The organism is Falsiroseomonas algicola (genome assembly GCF_011040385.1).
GTDB classification, from domain to species: domain Bacteria; phylum Pseudomonadota; class Alphaproteobacteria; order Acetobacterales; family Acetobacteraceae; genus Falsiroseomonas; species Falsiroseomonas algicola.
Window position 1 is genome coordinate 1 of sequence record NZ_JAAIKB010000006.1, and the last position, 16,777, is coordinate 16,777.

At 70.7% G+C, this 16,777-nt stretch carries 17 protein-coding genes; 3 read left to right on the top strand and 14 right to left on the bottom strand.

Translation table 11 applies throughout. The annotated features are described in order from the left end of the window. Positions 1 to 71: 71 nt before the first annotated feature. The 13 genes from G3576_RS15585 to G3576_RS15645 all read right to left on the bottom strand — a co-directional run bounded on the left by G3576_RS15585 (position 72) and on the right by G3576_RS15645 (position 11,017). On the bottom strand, positions 72 to 1,469 hold the full coding sequence (locus G3576_RS15585; protein ID WP_164695355.1) for an amidase family protein: 1,398 nt from the start codon (positions 1,467 to 1,469) through the stop codon (positions 72 to 74). Positions 1,470 to 1,546: 77 nt separating this feature from the next. After that, on the bottom strand, positions 1,547 to 1,969 hold the full coding sequence (locus G3576_RS15590) for a hypothetical protein (RefSeq protein WP_164695356.1): 423 nt from the start codon (positions 1,967 to 1,969) through the stop codon (positions 1,547 to 1,549). A 4-nt stretch (positions 1,970 to 1,973) separates the two neighbouring features. Next, positions 1,974 to 2,414, bottom strand: coding sequence for a hypothetical protein (locus G3576_RS15595; protein WP_164695357.1), 441 nt, complete (start codon positions 2,412 to 2,414; stop codon positions 1,974 to 1,976). A 26-nt stretch (positions 2,415 to 2,440) separates the two neighbouring features. Beyond that, the gene (locus G3576_RS15600) at positions 2,441 to 2,860 is read right to left on the bottom strand and encodes a hypothetical protein (protein WP_164695358.1); all 420 of its coding nucleotides are present in this window, start codon (positions 2,858 to 2,860) and stop codon (positions 2,441 to 2,443) included. Continuing rightward, positions 2,857 to 3,411, bottom strand: a complete 555-nt coding sequence (locus G3576_RS15605; protein WP_164695359.1) for a hypothetical protein — start codon at positions 3,409 to 3,411, stop codon at positions 2,857 to 2,859. Before G3576_RS15605 ends, G3576_RS15600 begins: the two co-directional genes overlap by 4 nt. A gap of 3 nt (positions 3,412 to 3,414) precedes the next feature. Next, positions 3,415 to 3,963 (bottom strand): hypothetical protein, encoded by a 549-nt coding sequence (locus G3576_RS15610; protein WP_164695360.1) that lies wholly within the window; start codon positions 3,961 to 3,963, stop codon positions 3,415 to 3,417. A 52-nt stretch (positions 3,964 to 4,015) separates the two neighbouring features. Continuing rightward, entirely contained in the window at positions 4,016 to 4,810 is a 795-nt protein-coding gene (locus G3576_RS15615) for an enoyl-CoA hydratase/isomerase family protein (RefSeq protein ID WP_164695361.1), read from the bottom strand. After that, positions 4,807 to 5,451, bottom strand: coding sequence for a 3-oxoacid CoA-transferase subunit B (locus G3576_RS15620; RefSeq protein WP_164695362.1), 645 nt, complete (start codon positions 5,449 to 5,451; stop codon positions 4,807 to 4,809). The genes G3576_RS15615 and G3576_RS15620 overlap by 4 nt, the downstream gene beginning before the upstream one ends. A 14-nt stretch (positions 5,452 to 5,465) precedes the next feature. Next, the gene (locus tag G3576_RS15625; protein ID WP_164695363.1) at positions 5,466 to 6,146 is read right to left on the bottom strand and encodes a 3-oxoacid CoA-transferase subunit A; all 681 of its coding nucleotides are present in this window, start codon (positions 6,144 to 6,146) and stop codon (positions 5,466 to 5,468) included. A gap of 94 nt (positions 6,147 to 6,240) precedes the next feature. Further along, positions 6,241 to 7,101 (bottom strand): MaoC/PaaZ C-terminal domain-containing protein, encoded by an 861-nt coding sequence (locus G3576_RS15630; protein WP_164695364.1) that lies wholly within the window; start codon positions 7,099 to 7,101, stop codon positions 6,241 to 6,243. A 2-nt stretch (positions 7,102 to 7,103) separates the two neighbouring features. Next, positions 7,104 to 9,245, bottom strand: a complete 2,142-nt coding sequence (locus G3576_RS15635) for an acetate--CoA ligase family protein (RefSeq protein WP_235952070.1) — start codon at positions 9,243 to 9,245, stop codon at positions 7,104 to 7,106. A 27-nt stretch (positions 9,246 to 9,272) separates the two neighbouring features. After that, positions 9,273 to 9,437: a hypothetical protein gene (locus G3576_RS15640; protein ID WP_164695365.1), complete on the bottom strand. Its 165-nt coding sequence runs from the start codon at positions 9,435 to 9,437 to the stop codon at positions 9,273 to 9,275. A 311-nt stretch (positions 9,438 to 9,748) separates the two neighbouring features. Further along, on the bottom strand, positions 9,749 to 11,017 hold the full coding sequence (locus G3576_RS15645; RefSeq protein ID WP_328729197.1) for a lytic transglycosylase domain-containing protein: 1,269 nt from the start codon (positions 11,015 to 11,017) through the stop codon (positions 9,749 to 9,751). Positions 11,018 to 11,494: 477 nt separating this feature from the next. On the opposite strand from G3576_RS15645, the gene G3576_RS15650 reads away from it, so the two are divergent. Genes G3576_RS15650 through G3576_RS15660 form a run of 3 tightly spaced genes read left to right on the top strand, consistent with a single transcriptional unit; the run spans position 11,495 to position 13,661 of the window. Then, positions 11,495 to 12,025 (top strand): outer membrane lipoprotein, encoded by a 531-nt coding sequence (locus tag G3576_RS15650; protein WP_235952073.1) that lies wholly within the window; start codon positions 11,495 to 11,497, stop codon positions 12,023 to 12,025. Between the two features lie 55 nt (positions 12,026 to 12,080). Continuing rightward, the gene (locus tag G3576_RS15655; RefSeq protein ID WP_164695367.1) at positions 12,081 to 12,923 is read left to right on the top strand and encodes an ABC transporter permease; all 843 of its coding nucleotides are present in this window, start codon (positions 12,081 to 12,083) and stop codon (positions 12,921 to 12,923) included. 6 nt (positions 12,924 to 12,929) lie between these two features. After that, positions 12,930 to 13,661, top strand: a complete 732-nt coding sequence (locus tag G3576_RS15660; RefSeq protein WP_164695368.1) for an ABC transporter ATP-binding protein — start codon at positions 12,930 to 12,932, stop codon at positions 13,659 to 13,661. Between the two features lie 45 nt (positions 13,662 to 13,706). Here G3576_RS15660 and G3576_RS15665 read toward each other — a convergent pair whose 3' ends face one another. Then, positions 13,707 to 16,775, bottom strand: a complete 3,069-nt coding sequence (locus G3576_RS15665) for a glycosyltransferase (protein ID WP_164695369.1) — start codon at positions 16,773 to 16,775, stop codon at positions 13,707 to 13,709. Positions 16,776 to 16,777 lie beyond the last annotated feature (2 nt).

The window sequence follows — 16,777 nt, forward strand, 5'->3', positions numbered from 1 at the left end:
GGCCCGCAGTTCAAACCACACCGGCTCCGCGTCGCATCATCACGTCCGATTCAGCGCGGTCGGAAAAGCGTCTAGGCCTGGGGGTCGATGGGGCTGGCGGGGGTGCCCGCGGCCTCGATCGCCTCGGCGGCGGTGAAGAGCAGGTCTTCCCGGTAGCGGCCGGCGAGCAGCTGCACGCCGACGGGCACGCGGCCTACCAGGCCCGTGGTCACCACCAGGCCGGGCAGGCCCATCAGCGGCAGGCCGACCTGCGTCAGCTGCGCCTCCATGATGCGGCGGAAGCTCTCCGTCGATTCCACATCCGACTGGTCGCGGAAGGGCAGCTCCGCGGAAACCGGCGTGATGGCGACAGGGTATTTCTCGAAGAACTGCATCCAGACGCGGACGAAATGCGCGCGCTTCTGCAGGCCATCCTGGAAGGCGTTGAGGTCCGGCGTCGGGCAGAGCTCCTCCATCGCGGTGAAGATGAAGGTTGCGTCGGCGTCGTTCTCCTGGTGCAGCGCGGCGTTGAGGCCGCGGCGGCTCTCGGCCAGCCAGAGCATGGCCTGGATGGCGGCGGGCTCCCGCAGCGGGGGCACGTCCACCTCCTCCACCGTCCAGCCGGCGGCCTCCAGCCGGCGGGCGGCGTCGCGCAGCGCGGCCTCGACCTCCGGCGTCGTCGGCATGCCCTCCGGCCGCACGCAGAGCGCGGCGCGCTTCGGCGCGGGCGGACCCTCGGCGGGGGCATCGACCCACCAGGGATCGCGGATGTCCCGCTGGCTCATCGCGGCGAAGGAGAGGCGGAGGTCGCCGATGGTGCGCGCGAGGGGGCCGGAGACGGCCATGATCTGGCCACCGATCGCACGCTCCGCGCCGCTGGCGTTCCAGACGGGGATCCGCCCCAGTGTGGGCCGCAGGCCATGGATGCCGCAGGCATAGGCGGGGTAGCGGATGGAGCCGCCGATGTCGGTGCCGTGGCCGACCGCGCCGATGCCCGCCGCCGTGGCGGAGGCCGCACCGCCAGAGGAGCCGCCCGGCGTGATGGACGGATCGCGCGGATTCTTCGTGTGGCCGTGGAGCGAGTTGCGGCAGAACCAGCGCAGGCTGAAGGCCGGCGTGTTGGTGCGCCCCAGCAGCACGGCGCCGGCCTTGCGGAAATTCGCAACGACCGGATTGTCCTGCTTCGCGACCAGGTCCTTCTGGATACGAAGACCGTTGGTGGTGGCGTAGCCTTCCTGGTCCACATTCACCTTGATAGTGACGGGCACGCCGGCCATGGGGCCCGGATTCTCGCCGCGGGCGATGACGGCATCGATCGCCGCGGCCTGGGCGAGCACATCGGCGGGGCGATGGTCCACCACGGCGTTGAGGGCGGGGTTCACCGCATCGAGCCGCGCGAGGGCATCCTTCGCGACCTCCGTCGCGCTGGCCTGGCGCGTGCGGACCAGGGTGGCGATCTCGGTGGCGGGAAGGCGCCAGAAGGTGGTCATGGGCAGATCTCCGCGGACTTCGCCCATTATGGCTGGCCTGATGCCGCCGGCCAGACCCGATGCCCGGGAAACCGCCGTTAGTCGATTTGGTTGGCCTGCAGGAAAAGAGCCTGCGACAACGCCTCATAAAAGCGCTGGAATGGCGCCGGATCGGACAATTCGTGCTGATTCAACTGGCCGGAAGCGCGGACGATGGTGCGGGGGCCGCGGCCAGGCCGGACCGTGACCGTGAATCGCACGACGCCGTTGCCGAAGCGTGTGGCCGACACCGTCCCAAGGGTCGGGTCGGCTCGATCGACGACGAAGCCGAGATCCTGCAGGGCCGAGAGGACGCCACGAAAGACGGTGGCCCGATCCTCGGTGTCGAAGGCCCGTGTGGAGATCGCGCGCTGGGCCACCTGGCTGTTCGTCGTTGCCAGGACGTGCTGGCGGCTGTCGGTCTGGCATGCGCCGAGGATGGACAGGAGCAGCAACAGGGAAAACCGCGACAGGCGGGGCATGGTCTCAGATCTCGTGCGCGGTCAGGAAGGCAGATTGAGCGATGCGGTCGAAGAATCCTTGATAGAGCAGGGGATCGTCCAGCGTCTCGCCCAGTGCAAGCATCGCACCGGGCCGGGGCACGATGCGCTGAAAAGTGGCGCGCACGACTGAGAAGGGCTGAGCCGGCACGCGGCGCACGGAAACCTGCGCCCGTATGCGGCCCCCGGCCACCTTCGATCCGACGATGACGCCAGCGTCGGCCTGACTTTCCTCGATGGTGAAGCCGAGATCCTGCAGCGCCCCGAGGGCCGCCTGCATCATCATGGCTTGGTCGGTCGTGTCGAAGCGGCGCGACTGCCGAGCCCTGGCGGCAACGGCCGTGCTGGTGGGCGTGAAGGCGCTCGCCTGCTGGTCGGCGGTGGGCGCAATGCAACCAGCCAGCAACAACGGAGATCCTGCCAGCATGCACAGCATCCGGCGGCGACGGTTCATCAGAAGGAGGAGGAGCGGTAGTTGAAGTCGCGCACCGTGCCCGCTTCCGAGAATCGGATGATGACGGTCAGCGAGCGCTGTGTGGTCTGGCTGGCGCCGGAACGGCCCGAAACGCCGGCGAGAAACAGGGCATTCACGCCGCCGGCCGAGTTCGAATAGACTTGCTCGGTCGCGATCCGGTCATAGACCCAGGTCTCGCGCCGGCGTTCGTCGCTCGTCACCATGTTGGGCGCGCCGAGGACGGCCGCGACTTCGGCGCCGCTCATGCCTTCGCGGATCTCGCGCTGCACGGTCCCGAGTGTCAAGCGGTCGCGCGAGTCACGGGACGAGACTTCCCGGGCATGCTCGCTCGCGGGCGTGCAGGCGCCTGCGATCAGCGCGAGGAGCAGCATGGCCGGAAGCCGGATGCGAGGCATCATCGGGCGGGTGCTCCTGCGGCGGGGGGCGCTTGCGTAGCGGTCACGGGCGCGGAGGCGCGGCCAGCGGCTTCGCGTTCACGCAGCGTGTTCAGTTCGGCCACCGGGCGCGGCGCATCGGGCGACGCATCGGTGGCAGGAAGAGCAGCGAGCGCTCGGCCGAAGGTGGCTTCCAGCGGCTCGAAGAAGTTGCGCCGATAAAATTCTGGACTGTCCACCTGCGATTCCTGGAAGGCGGCCACGATGGAGGCGTTGGCCCGCACGGTGCTGCTGCCCTGGTCACGCGGTTGCACGACAACGGCCATACGCAAGGCGGTCTGGCGCGTGGCGGAGACGGTGCGCGCCTCTGGCTCCACGCGTGTGATCCTGTAGCCGAGGTCGTGCAGCGTCGCGATCACCGCCCGCATGGCGGTATCAGCATCCGCGGGGATGACGCGTGCCTGCATGGCACGAAGTTCCACCGCGCTGCGCTGGCTTGCGATGAACTGGGTCTGCGGCGGCGCGCAGGCCGCCAGGGTGATGGCAATCGCGATGGCAGGCAGGAAGCGAGTCATGGCTCAGGCCTGCCTGGCGAGGCCGGTGCGGACCCGGTCGAAGAAGCCGGTTGAGAATTCCGCCTCGGTGAGCTGTTCCACGCGCGTGCCGCCCTTGTTGTTGGTGACGATGCGCTCGAAGGACACGCGCAGTATCGAATCGCGCTGGCCTGCGGGCTGCGTCGTCAGCGTCGCGCGGATGATCTGGTCCGTGTCCCAGATCGGATCGTAGCGGGCACCGAGCAGGGCGAACGCAATGGTCAGCGCGACCTGGCCAACCACCTGCGGCGTCTCCACGGCGTCGCGATCCTTCGCCCCTGCCAGCACGCCGTGACGAGCGGCACTCTCCTCGATCGTGAATCCGAGGTCCTGGAGAACCTGCGTCGCTTCGACCAGCAGCCTGGTTTCAGGAACGCCGTCGAAGCGGGCGGTCTGCCGCTGCCGGATCGCAGCCGCATCCGGGCGGGGCGCGCCGATTTCCAGCGCCGCCCGGTTGGCCCAGTCAGGCTGCTGGCAGGCGGCAAGGGCAAGGAGCGGAAGCGTAGCCAGTAGCCTGAGACGCGGCAACGACATGACATATCCGGTTCATTACTGATTCGAATATGCATTGATCCAGTCTAGTCGGTCAACTCCCCTGCGTTGTCTTCTTCCGGCCGAAGACCGGCGCGCGCTTCTCCATGAAGGCCGTCCGGCCTTCGATGTGGTCGGCGCTGAGGAAGCACATGGTCTGCCAGTCGCGCTCGCGCTCCAGCGCCGCGTCCAGGCCCTCCGCCAGCATGCGCTTGGTCAGCGCGATGGGCAGCGGGGCCTGGTCGGCCAGGAAACGCGCCAGCTCCCGCGCCTTCTCCAGCGCACCGCCCTTGGGGACGATCCGGTCCACCAGGCCGATGCGCGCGGCCTCCGCGCCATCGATCTGGTCGGGGTAGAGCAGCATCTGCTTGGCGCGCACAGGGCCGATGCGGTTGGGGAGCGTCCAGGGCAGGCCGAGATCGGCCATCAGGCCGACGCGGCCGAAGCCGGCGGCGAAGCGCGCATCCTCCGCTGCCACGATGGTGTCGCAGGCGCAGGCCATGGAAAGGCCGGCGCCGACGCACCAGCCCTCCACCGCCGCCACCAGCGGGATGCGGCCGCCGATCATCAGGCGGATCATGCGGTGCGTGCGGCGCATGCGTTCCCGCCCCTGCTCGGCATCCCGCACATCCATGCCGGAGATGTCGCCACCGGAGCAGAAATTGCCGCCCTCGCCCGTCAGGACGATGGCGCGGAGACCGTCGTCACCCTGCGCGGCTTCGAGGATGCCGAACATCTGCTCCCGCAGCGCGACATTCAGCGCATTGCGGCGAGAGGGATAGTCGAGCGTCAGCGTCAGGACCGCGCCGTCGCGCTGCTCCGTGACCCGGCAAACCTGCGTCGTGCTCATGCGTCGGTATGCAGCGTTGCGCCGGTCTTGGCCTGCAACTCGGTCAGCGACAGCCCCGGCACGATCTCCCGCACCACGAAGCCGCGGCCGCGCACCACGTCGATGACGGCGAGGTTGGTGTAGATGCGCTGCACGGCGCAATGCGCGGTCAGCGGATAGCCGCAGGTCTCGACCAGCTTCGGGCGGCCATCCTTCGTCGTGTGGTCCATCACGACCCAGAGCCGCTTGGCACCGGCGGCCAGGTCCATGGCGCCGCCGACGGCTGGCGCGCTGTCATTCTCGCTGGTTGCCCAGTTCGCGATGTCGCCATTCTCCGCGACCTCGAAGGCGCCGAGGACGCAGAGGTCGATGTGCCCGCCGCGGATCATCCCGAAGCTGTCGGCGTGGTGGAAGAAGCTGCCGCCGGGGCGGAGCGTGACGGGCTGCTTGCCGGCGTTGATGAGCCAGGGTGTCGCCTGCTCCGGCGCGGGCGCGGGGCCCATGCCGAGGATACCGTTTTCCGAATGCAGGATGACCTCGCGCTCCATCGGCACGTAGTCCGCGATCATGGTCGGGATGCCGATGCCGAGGTTGACGAACCAGCCCTCGGGAATGTCCTGCGCGACGCGGGCGGCCATCTGCTGGCGGGTGAAGCTCGACATTGCCGTTCCTCCCTTCAGTTCCAAGGCGCGCCGCGGACGACGTGCACGACGCGGCTCACGAAGATGCCGGGGGTATGGACGTTGTCCGGCGCGATGTCGCCGAGTTCGCGGATGTGGTGCGCCTGCGCCACCGTGAGCTTGGCGGCCATGGCCATGACCGGGTTGAAGTTCCGGCCGCTCTGGCGATAGGTCAGGTTGCCCCAGCGATCGGCCTCCCAGGCCTCCACCAGCGCGACATCGCCGGGCAGCGAGAGCTCCATGATGTGCGGGCGGCCGTTGAACTCCCGCGTCTCCTTGCCCTGGGCGAGCTTCGTGCCCGCGCCGGTCGGCGTGTAGAAGGCGGGGATGCCGGCGCCGGCGGCGCGCATGCGCTCCGCCAGCGTGCCCTGCGGCACGATCTCGAGCTCCAGCTTGCCGGCGCGGTACAGCTCCTCGAACACCGTCGATCCGGCGGAGCGGGGGAAGGAGCAGATGATCTTCCGGACGCGCCCCATCTCCATCAGCTTCGCCAGGCCGACGCGGCCGGCACCGGCGTTGTTGGCGACGACGGTGAGGTCCTTCGCACCCTGCTCGATCAGGCCCTCGATCAAATCGTCGGGCTGGCCGGCGGCGCCGAAGCCGCCCATCAGGACGGTGGAGCCATCCTTGATGCCGGAGAGCGCCTCCGCGATGGACTGGACGATCTTGTTGATCATGCGCGCTGCCGCTGCCTCCGCCACCCGATGCCCGCCCCATAGCCTCTGGGGGGTCGGGTCTCGGTAGCCGCTTGGGCCCTGGCCGTCCAGACGATCACCGCAGCGCCAGGCGGCCGTTGGAGATGACCACCACGTCGCGCTCGACCACCTTGGCGCGGAAGGCGGCACCGTTGGCATCGGGCCAGATTTCCGTCGAGATGGTCTCGCCCGGGAAGACGGGGGCGGAGAAGCGGCATTCCATCTTCCCGAAGCGCGCGGGGTCGTTGCCGCAGACCAGGCGCAGCAGGGCGCGGCCGACGACGCCGAAGGTGCCGAGCCCGTGCAGGATGGGGCGCGGGAAGCCGGCCTTGGCGGCGAGCGAGGGGCTGCTGTGCAGCGGGTTGTGGTCGCCGTTCAGGCGATAGAGCAGCGCCATCTCCGGCCGGGTCGGCAGGTCGAGCATGAAGGCGGGCGCGCCTTCCGGTTCCGGCGCGGGCTTTCGCACAGGGCCGGTCGGGCCGCCGAAGCCGCCATCGCCGCGCAGGAAGATGGTCTGCTCCACCGTCGCCAGCCTCTGGCCGGTGGCAGCCTCGATCACCTCCCGCGCCACGTAGAGCAGCGCGCCCTTGCCGGCGCCGCGATCAACGAGGCCGGTGACGCGGGACCGGCCGATGATCTCGCCCTCCACGGGGAGCGGCGCGTGGAGCTCGACGGATTGCTCCCCGGCCACCAGGCGCACGGCGTCCACGCCCGTCGCCGGATCGGCCAGCCAGAAGCCGGGATAGCCGAGCACGACGGGGATGGTCGGCAGCGCCTGCATCGAAGCCCCCTCCGTCACGAAGCGGAGGTCATCCTCATCCATCGGGTCCTGCCCGACGCCGAGCGACAGGGCGTAGAGCGCCGTGTCCTGCCAGCGCAGCGTCTGGCGGATCTCGGGGATCGGGAAGTTCAGCAGCTTCTCGGTGACGATGGGCATGGTCAGGCCTCGATCTCGATGACGGCATCGGCGGCGAAGGCGCCGTCTTGGGTGACGAGCAGCGGGTTCACCTCGGCGCTGAGAAGCCGCGGCCCGGCGCCGGCGGCGAAGCGGGACAGCGCCACCAGGGCCTGCGTCAGCGCCGCGACATCCGCCTTGGGCCGGCCGCGTGCGCCGTCCAGCAGCGGAAAGCCTTTCAGCGAGCGGATCATCGCTTCCGCCCGCGCCGGATCGACCGGGCAGCGGGCGAAGGCGACATCCTTGAAGACCTCGATGAAGACGCCGCCGAGGCCGACCATGGCGACGGGGCCGAAGACGGGGTCGCGCACCACGCCGAGCGCCATCTCCACGCCGCCCGTCACCTGCTTCGCCACCAGCACGCCATCGATGCGCGCGCCCGGCGCGCGTTCGGCGGCGCGGGCGAGCAGCGTCGCATGCGCCTCCCGCAAACCGGCCTCGTCGGCGATGTTCAGGATGACGCCGCCGATCTCGCTCTTGTGCAGGATGTCGGGCGACAGGATTTTCGCGACCAGCGGGAAGCCGATGCGGCGCCCGGCGGCCAGCGTTTCCTCGAGCGTCGCGCAGGCGGCTTCGGGGACCATGGGCACGCCGGCCTCGGCCAGGATGCGCTTGGCCTCGGCCTCGTTGGGCGCGGTGGCGGGCAGCGTGACGGGCGCGACGGTGTCAGGCGCCGGCGGCGGATTCGAGAAGGAATCGCCGAAGCGGCCCATGGCGGCGAGCGCGACGACGGCGCGGGACGGGTCCTCGATGCAGAGGAAGCCATCCGCCTCCCATTCCCGCACGCGATCGGTGTTGGCGAGGATGGAGAGGACAAACAGGCGATCCGGGTGCCGGTCCAGCACCTTCTTCAGCTCCGCCCGCAGGCGCGGCGCCATCGACGGCGTGCCGCCCCAGGCGGTGAAGAAGGCGATGACGCTCTGGTAGCCGCCATCGGTGACCATGCTTTCGGCGAAGCTGCCGATCACGCTCATGTCGTTGAAGGCCTGCGCGGTGCAGTCCACGGGATTGAGCGGCGAGGCGAAGGGCACGAGTTTGCGCAGCGCATCCTGCGCGTGCTGCGGCATGGGCGGCATGGGCAGGCCGGCGGCCTCCGCGGCATCCGACATCAGCACGCCGGCGCCGCCGGAGATGGTCACCACGCCGAGCGTATTGCCCGCGGGGTAGATCCGCTTCTGCGCGACGTAGCAGACATCCAGCAGTTCCTCGGTCGTCCGCGCGCGATGGACGCCATACTCGGACAGGATCGCATCCATCACCCGGTCGTCGCCGGCGATGGAGGCGGTGTGGGATTGCGCGGCGGCCTGGCCGAGTGCGGATCGGCCAACCTTCATCATCACCACGGGCTTGCGGGCGGCGCGGGCGGCTTCCAGCGCGGCGATGAAACGCGGGCCGTCCTTGATGCCCTCGGCATAGGCGGCGATGACCGCCACCTCCTCGCTCTCGGCCATCCAGCCGATGATGTCGGCCAGGTTGGTGTCGGCCTCGTTGCCCGTCGTCACCAGGACGGGGGTGCCGATGCCGCGGTCCCGCGCCGCGGCGAAGAGGTGGCTGCCATAGGCGCCGGACTGGCTCGCGATGCCGACCGCACCGGGCAGCGGCCAGCCGGCCTCGAAGCTCGCGGAGAAGATCGGGTAGTAGCCGAGTGCCGCGTTGAACAGGCCGAGGCAGTTGGGGCCCATCAGGCGCATGCCGTGGCGGCGCGCGGCGGCGACGAGTCGCGCTTGCATCGCGGCGCCCGCCTCCCCCACTTCCGCGAAGCCCGCGGTGAAGACGATGGCGGCGCCGCAGCCGCGGGCGCCGAGGTCCTCCACCGCCTGGATCGCGCCCTCCCCGGGGATGGCGACGATGGCGGCATCGGGCGTCGTGGGCAGGGCGGCGATGGAGGGGAAGGCCGGCAGGCCCTGCACCGTCGGCCGGTTCGGGTTCACCGGCATCAGTGGCCCGGCGAAGCCGCGCGTCTTCATATAGGCGATGGGCCGGCCGCCGATGCGCACCGGATCGTCGGAGGCGCCGATGACGGCGACGGCCTTCGGCCGCAGCAGCCGGTCGAGATCCTTGAAGGACAGTTGTGCCTCCCCTGAGCCAATCGGCCGCAGGGTGGGCGAGCGGGGCGGATGCGACAAGACCCGGGCCGGCGGCCCGGGATCGCGTCAGCGGATCAGCAGCGCGATCGCGACGATGAAGAGGCTGAGGACGGCGAGCGCCTTGACGGCGGTCATGAGGTCGCTGGTCTTGCCGCGGCTTTCCTCATCCTCGCTGTCCCAACCGGAGGAGATGACCGGATAGGCCGGGCGCTCGGGCGCCTTCTCGGCCACCTTCGGCGCAGCCTGGGATCGGGATGCCGGGGTGACCGGCGCGCGCGCCACCGGACCCTCGGCCAGGTCGGCCGGGGGACGGAGGCCTAGCAGAGCCTGGGGGGCCTGCCGTGTCGGAGCTTCCATCGCCATGTGGGCATTATCAACATCCCGACGAATCGTTCCACCATCCAATGGTCGAGTCGTCATATTTTTTCGACCTCGGGATCGTGACCCGAGGCAGGAATTCACAACCTGGACGTGCATCGCGTGACGCATCCCGCCCGCGCGGGTGATGGTGCCGCGTCATGCGCGATGAGACAGGCCCGGGGTCAGACCCCGGGTGCGACGATCATGCAGGCGCCGCGAGCGCGCAGCCGCTCGCAGGCCTGTTCGGCGGCGCCGCGATTGGACAGGCCGGTGACGCGGGCGCGGTAGAGCACGCCGCGCCCCTGGCCGGAGGGTTCCACCATGGCGCGGGTGCCGCTGGCGCCGACCTGGTCACGCGCCTGGCCGGCGGCGGCGCGGGCCAGGTTCTCGGACGCGAAGGCCCCGACCTGGATGCCCCAGGCACCGCCGCCCGCCGGGGCCGGTGCGGCCTGGCGCGGGACGGCCGGCAGGGTGCCGGCATGCGCCTGCGGGATCAGGGAGAAACCGCGGGTTGCCGGCACCGGCGCGGCGGCCAGCGCGAGGGGCGCGCGCGTCGGGGCCGGCGGCGGCGCCAGCGACTCGGCGCGGATCGGGGCCATGCCGGGGTCGCCGGGGCTCGCCACGGGCTCCATCCGCGTCACGCGGTCGCCGGGGCTCTCGATGGGCTCCATGCGGGACTGGAAGTCGCCGGGGCTGGCGATGGGTGCCATCGCGACGACGCTGCCGGCCGAGGCGACCTGGACGCGGGGCGCGGGCGGCGGCGGCGGGCTGAGCGCGGAGGCGTAGCTGGTGCTGCCATCCGGGATCGGTTCCATCCGCACCACCGGGCCGGCGGGCAGCTGGGCCAGCTGGACGCCCGGATCCACCGCGCGGCGCTGTTCGCGCAGCGCCAGCATGGTGGCGGCATCGCCGCGGCGCGGACCGGCGGGGATGTCGAGCGGGATCTCGGCGGCGGCATAGACTTCCGGCGCCGCGCGGCGGTTCGGGCTGACGCCGGCGATGCGCGGCCCGATGCGGGCGACGTAGTTGCGCGTCTCGTTCGGCAGGCCGCGGCCGCCCCAGAGATAGTCCTCCAGCCGCCGCGGGCCGGCATTGTAGGCGGCCAGGAAGGCGGGCGCGCCGTAGAGCTCATACATCTCCCGCACATAGGCGGTACCGGCCATCAGGTTGTCCCAGGGGTGGTAGGGGTCCGGGCCCAGGCCGTAGCGCGCCTGCAATTCGCGGTAGGTGCCGGGCATGACCTGCATCAGGCCCATGGCGCCGACACGGGAGGTGGCGCCGACGCGGCCGGCGGATTCCTGGCGCATCACCTCGCGGATCCACCGCTCCGGCACGTCGAAGCGGCGGGAGGCGGCGGAGATGTAGGGCCCCCAGGGATCATGGGACGGACCCGGCGGGTCGTAGCTGGTGGGACGGGCCCATTCGCCGGAGGCGGAGGGCGCGTGCGTCACGGCCCGTTGCGGGGATTGCCCGCAGGCGGCGAGCGCCCCCACCAGCAGGCACGCGGCCAACGGGCGAACGAGGCCCGCAGCGCTGAACCCGACCATGCCTTGCTCTCCGTCCGTTGACGGAACCGGAGTCCCCGAGGCCCGCCCCCCCGGCCATGGCGCACCGCCCCCGCGATGCGACCTGGCCCAGGCCAACCCCCGATATCCGTCCCGTTCGTTCAAGCCATCCCGCACCGGGCGGCCTTGCGGGCCATCTGGCATGGGGTTCGTGAAGGAACGCCAAAAAATTCGGCGAGGGCAAGGCCTACCGCAGCCCGGTGGGCGGAGGCAAGGACGAGATCAAGGCAAGTTCCGCCCTGTTGCCGCCACGGTAACAGTTGAAACAGCACGCAATCATCCGGGGCGGGCATTCCGGCCCGGGATGCGCTACCTGTCTGTCGATCCGTCGCCTGGCGACGCACCACCACGAAGGGCCCCACCATGCGCCTGAACACCCGCCTCATCCCCGCGCTTTCGGCGCTTGCGCTGCTCGCCGCCGTGCCGGCCTGCGCGCCCGCCAATACGGGCACGACCTATTCCGCCGGCGCGCTGGGCGGTGCCGCCTATGTGAACTACGGCACCATCGTCGGCACCCGGCCGGTGACAGTGGCCGGCAGCCAGTCCGGCGTCGGCACCGTGGGTGGCGCCGTGGCGGGCGGCCTGGCCGGCAGCTTCATCGGCGGCGACTGGCGGTCCAACGCCATCGCGGGTGTCGGCGGCGCCATCCTGGGCGGCCTGGCGGGCACGGCGATCGAGCGCGGCGTGACCCAGGGCAATGCCATCGAGTTCATCGTCCGCCAGGACCGCGGCGGCGACATCGCCGTGGTGCAGACCAATGAGGAAGGGCTGCAGGCCGGCGACCGCGTGGTGATCACCCGCGGCGACCGCGTGCGCCTGTCCCGCGCCGCCGGCGGCCCCGTGCCGCCGATGACGACGCAGCCCATGGGCCAGCCGGCCTCGCTCAGCAAGTAGGGGCGCGGCGGGGCTTCCTCTGGCCCGCCCCGGATGGGCGGGCTATGAGGCGGCCATGCTCGACCGAACCGCGGCGGCGACGCCGGCCTATATCGTCGATGCGTCGGACCCGCAGCATCTGCGCCGCGCCATCGCCGACCTGACCACCGGCTTCAGCCGCTGGCGGCTGGCCCGTGCGCTGGCTTGGCTCGACCTTCGCAACCGCTACCGCGGCTCCGTGCTCGGCCCCTTCTGGCTGACGCTGTCCACCGCCGCCATGCTGCTCGGCCTCGGCGTGCTCTACGCCGCGCTGTTCCGCATGTCGCTCGGCGAATACCTGCCGCACCTCGCGGTCAGCCTGGTGATCTGGAACGCCATCGCGCAGATGGTGAACGAGGCGACCAACAGCCTGACGGCGTCGGAGGGCATCATCCGGCAGATGCCCCTGCCCTACACCGTGCACGCGCTGCGCTGCGTGATGCGCAACGGCCTGGTGGCGGCGCACAACCTGCCGCTGATCGCCGTGGTCTTCCTGGCCTGCGGCCACTTGCCGGGGCCGGAGGCGCTGCTGGCCATCCCGGGCTTCATCCTGATCGCGATCAATGCCTTCGCCGCGGCGCTACTGCTCGGCATGATCTGCGCGCGCTTCCGCGACATCGGGCCGATCGTGGCCAGCGTGATGCAGCTGGCCTTCTTCCTGACGCCCATCCTGTGGAAGCCGCGGCTGCTCGGGCATTGGGAGGTGCTGATGCCCCTCAACCCCTTCTACGCGGTGCTGGAGACGGTGCGCGGGCCGCTGGTGGAAGGGGGCGGGCCGATGCTCGCCTGGATCGCGGCCGTGACCTACACAGTGCTGCTGGTGGCCATCGCCGGCGCCTTCTTCGTCCGCTTCCGCGGGCGCGTGGCCTTCTGGGTCTGACGGGCGATGGCGCTGATCGAGGCTTCGGGGCTCTGCCTCGACTTCCCCTTCTACCACCTCGGCGCGCGGTCGCTGAAGAAGCGGCTGCTGCGCGGTGCGCGGCTGCACACCGACGATTCCAACCGGGTCGTGGTGACGGCGCTGCGCAACCTGGATTTCCGCATCACGACCGGGGAGCGCGTGGCGCTGGTCGGCCCGAATGGCGCGGGCAAGACGACGCTGCTGCGCACGCTCGCCGGCGTCTATGAGCCCGTGCAGGGGCGCATCGCGGTGGAAGGCCAGATCGGCGCGCTGATCGATGTCGCGGCCGGGATGGACCCCGATTCGACGGGGCGGGAGAACGTGACGCTGCGCGGCCTCTATCGCGGCCTGTCGGATGCGGAATGCGTGGAACTGGTGGAGGAGGTGGCGGCCTTCTCCGGCCTCGGCGATTTCTTCGACGTGCCGATCCGCACCTATTCCGCGGGCATGGGCGTGCGCCTGGCCTTCGCGCTGGCCACCGCCATGCAGCCGCAGGTGCTGCTGATGGATGAGTGGTTCCTGGCCGGGGACGCCGCCTTCATGGCGAAGGCCGAGGAAAGGCTGGCGCGGCTGGTGGGCGGCGCGGACATCCTGGTCATCGCGACGCATGACTTCAACGTGGTGCGCCGCTGGTGCAACCGCGCCATCCGGATGGAGGGCGGCGTGATCGTCGCCGACGGGCCGGCGGAGGAGATCCTGGCGTCGATGGGCGCCTGACGCGCCCCGACGCCGCCAGGCGCAGCAGGGAGGGGCTGCGGCCCCTCAGCCGCTCCAACTCCACCAATGCTGCTCATATCGGTTGTCGTTGAAGACCTCGTACCAGGGCGGGTCCTTCAGCGTCAGCGTCACCTGGTGGCGCGCAGGCAGTTGGCGGCGCAGGCGGTGGACGGCGCGGCTGCTGTGCAGCGTCATGCCGGCGCGGCCCAGTATCTCATCCGGCAGCAATTCGACGGACCGGATATCTGCCAGCGCTTCCCGCGCCGCAGCCAGCGCGCCCTGGGCAAAGGCGGGGGCATAGCCGCGCTTCACGAGGTGGGTCGCCAGCGCCTCGGCCAGGTCGAAATCCGTGCTGAGATGGCCGCAATAGGATTTGCGGTAGGAGAAGCAGGCGCGCAGCAGCGCCACTGCTTCCTCCGCCGGACGATGGCCGAAGGCGTAGTCCATGCCCGCCGGGGTGCGCCACAGATACCAGGCGCGCAGATCCTCGATCTCCGCCCGCGGATGCTGCGTCGTGCGCTCCTCCGGGTAGTTGTTGAAGACGCCCAGCATCTCCGGGACATGGACGGACCGGATATGCGGCATGACGCGGTTCTTGAATTCCGTGTCGCCGGCGGCGCGGTAGGTCTCGTCGTAATAGCCGAAGCGTTCATGGATGGAGCGGCGATAGAGGCCGCCGACCCAGCTGAGGTAGCAGGTCTCGAGATACACAAGGTCCTGGCTGTAGCCCGTGCGGTCATAGGGCATGACGTCGGCATCGAAGACGCCCTGTTCATCGACCGAGGTGACGACGCTGTCGGCCATGGCCCAGTCCACGCCGGGGTCGCGGTCCAGCGCGGCGGCGAGCTTCGTCAGCGCCTCCGGGTGCACGCCCTCATCGGCGCCGAGGAAGGACAGGTAGGGGGCGCGCGCCAGGTGAATGCCGCGGTTCCAGGCGGCCTGGATCGTCTCCCGCCCCGCGGAACGGGCATAGACGATCGGGATGGCGGAGCGGCGGGAGGCCTGCCAGCGGCGCAGCGCCGCGCCCTCATCCTTCGGAGAGTTGCTGTCCACCAGGATGATCTCGAGCCCGCCCGCCTTGGCCAGCGATTGCTGCGCGAGGTTGTCGAGCAGCGTCGGCAGCTTGTCCGACGCATTGTAGAGCGAGACGATGACGGCGACGCGCGCCACGGTATCGGGCTTGCGCGGATCGTCCAGGATGGCGAGGGGCTGGCGCGCCTTGGCGCGGTTGCGCTCAAAGGCGTCCTGCATCAGCGCGCGGCAGGCGGCATCGCGTTCCGCCGGCGGCAGGCCGAACATGGCATGCGCCGTGGCGGCTTCGTGCCGGAAGCCGTTGGCAGCGAGGGTGGCGGTGACGAAGGGCAGGTCGCCCGTCCGGTCCTCCCCCAGCCAGCGGATGATGCGCAGCATGTAGGTGGCGGCGATCAGGTCGTTGCCCTGGCGCCGCTCCAGGCTGGCGAGTTCGCGGAACAGGCGGACGCGGTCCACGAGGCGCCAGGGAATCTCCCGTGACAGTTCCGCGATCTTCGCCTTGATGTCCTCCGGCGTCGTCTCCGGCATGGTGAACATGGTGCGGCGGAACCGCGGGAGGGAGGAGGCGCCGACGACCTGCTGCAGGGTGCGCGGCGAGACGCCGGTGAGGTCACGCATCCGCGTCTTGATGCGTTCCTTGGTGAGTTCGCCCATGCTCGCGCGATGGCGCATGCGCCAGAGCGCGGCGGCGTTGCGCGCGAGTTTCACGGCCGGCCGGCGCAGGGGGGCGGGCACATGGGCGGCGGCCGTCGTCGCGGTGGAAAGCCCCGTCTCCAGCGTGCGCAGCACGGCGCGGCGCGGCAGGGAGGGTTCGCGCAGATCCGCCAGCATGGCGAAGCGCGCGGCCAGGTCCACGACCGTCTGCCGCGCCTCGGCATCCTGCATCCCTGCCGGCGTCCAGATGCGGTCGAGCGTGCCGCGATCCGCGCGCGGCCTGGCGCGGGCGAGCGCGGCCAGCACCAGGCCGCGATGGCGGTCATAGTCCCGCAGCACCGCCTCCACCTGCCCGGCGGTGACGCGGCTGCAATCGAGGGAGACGACGGACCAGGCGAGGTCCGGCAGGTTCCGGCGCAGCCAATGCGCGTAGCCCGAGCGGTCGGAGGCCATGACGACGCAGCCCTGGCCGAGCGCTTCCAGCGCCGTCAGGTTGAAGGTGTCGTGGCGGGAGGGCAGCAGCAGCAGGCTCCGGCCGCGGAACAGGGCGCGGAGTTCGGCGGTGGGCAGGCCATCCACGATCTCGGGCGTCAGCGCCCGACGGCGGGCGATGCCGGCCAGCGTTTCCGTGGAGCCGATGCCCTGGCGGTTCGGTCCATCCGGGCCGATGACGCGAAGCCTGTTGCGGGACGCCGGGTCCATGCACCAGGCGAAGTCGAGGAAGAGGTCGGGGCCCTTCCACTTCTCCCGCCGCCCGACGAAGACGAGGTCCGGCGCGCCGCCGGCCGGCGCCGCCACCGGCGTGAAGTCATCGACGATGCAGAGCGGGTCGAGGATGTTCACCGGCAGGTCGGCCGTTTCCTGCCATTCCGCGGCATAGAGTTCGCTGATGGCGTAGCGCGCATCGGCGGCGCGGAACTGCAGTTCCTCCCGCTCCCGCATCCTCGTGACGGTGCCATCGGCATCCGGCGCGCCGGGCCAGCCGGCGGCGAAGGCGGAGGAGAGGGTGCCATGCAGCGCGACGGCGACCGTGCCCACGGTGATGCCCTCTGCCGCCAGGGCCTGGCGGATGAACAGCGTGTGCTGGCTGTAGTCAGGGCCGTCGGCCACATCGAAATGCTGCCGCGCGGCATGGGCGGCGACGGAAGCCGCGAGGTTGCGGCATTCGACATACTGCGTGAGCAGGTGGCCGCCGCGCTCCTGCATCTCCGGCGGCGCCTGCCAGGCGCGGGCATAGGGGATCGCGACCGCATTCGGCGGGCGCGCCGCATCGGCGGGTTCGCGTCGCGCGAAGTAGTAGAAGGTGTCCTGCGGGCGGCCGGCGATGATGCGCTTGTAGGTGGACTGGCCGCCGCCGACGCGATGGTAGAGATCGAATTCCAGCAGCAGCACATGCCGGCCGGCGGAATCAGGCATCGTTGCCGGCATGG

Bases quoted from the DNA above. Each gene is read 5' to 3' on its own strand.
- G3576_RS15595 (WP_164695357.1), bottom strand. From the start codon at position 2,414: ATGCTGGCAGGATCTCCGTTGTTGCTGGCTGGTTGCATTGCGCCCACC.
- G3576_RS15625 (WP_164695363.1), bottom strand. From the start codon at position 6,146: ATGATCAACAAGATCGTCCAGTCCATCGCGGAGGCGCTCTCCGGCATC.
- G3576_RS15585 (WP_164695355.1), bottom strand. From the start codon at position 1,469: ATGACCACCTTCTGGCGCCTTCCCGCCACCGAGATCGCCACCCTGGTC.
- G3576_RS15620 (WP_164695362.1), bottom strand. From the start codon at position 5,451: ATGTCGAGCTTCACCCGCCAGCAGATGGCCGCCCGCGTCGCGCAGGAC.
- G3576_RS15660 (WP_164695368.1), top strand. From the start codon at position 12,930: ATGGCGCTGATCGAGGCTTCGGGGCTCTGCCTCGACTTCCCCTTCTAC.
- G3576_RS15605 (WP_164695359.1), bottom strand. From the start codon at position 3,411: ATGACTCGCTTCCTGCCTGCCATCGCGATTGCCATCACCCTGGCGGCC.
- G3576_RS15655 (WP_164695367.1), top strand. From the start codon at position 12,081: ATGCTCGACCGAACCGCGGCGGCGACGCCGGCCTATATCGTCGATGCG.
- G3576_RS15630 (WP_164695364.1), bottom strand. From the start codon at position 7,101: ATGCCCATCGTCACCGAGAAGCTGCTGAACTTCCCGATCCCCGAGATC.
- G3576_RS15650 (WP_235952073.1), top strand. From the start codon at position 11,495: ATGCGCCTGAACACCCGCCTCATCCCCGCGCTTTCGGCGCTTGCGCTG.
- G3576_RS15600 (WP_164695358.1), bottom strand. From the start codon at position 2,860: ATGATGCCTCGCATCCGGCTTCCGGCCATGCTGCTCCTCGCGCTGATC.
- G3576_RS15610 (WP_164695360.1), bottom strand. From the start codon at position 3,963: ATGTCGTTGCCGCGTCTCAGGCTACTGGCTACGCTTCCGCTCCTTGCC.
- G3576_RS15615 (WP_164695361.1), bottom strand. From the start codon at position 4,810: ATGAGCACGACGCAGGTTTGCCGGGTCACGGAGCAGCGCGACGGCGCG.
- G3576_RS15665 (WP_164695369.1), bottom strand. From the start codon at position 16,775: ATGCCGGCAACGATGCCTGATTCCGCCGGCCGGCATGTGCTGCTGCTG.
- G3576_RS15590 (WP_164695356.1), bottom strand. From the start codon at position 1,969: ATGCCCCGCCTGTCGCGGTTTTCCCTGTTGCTGCTCCTGTCCATCCTC.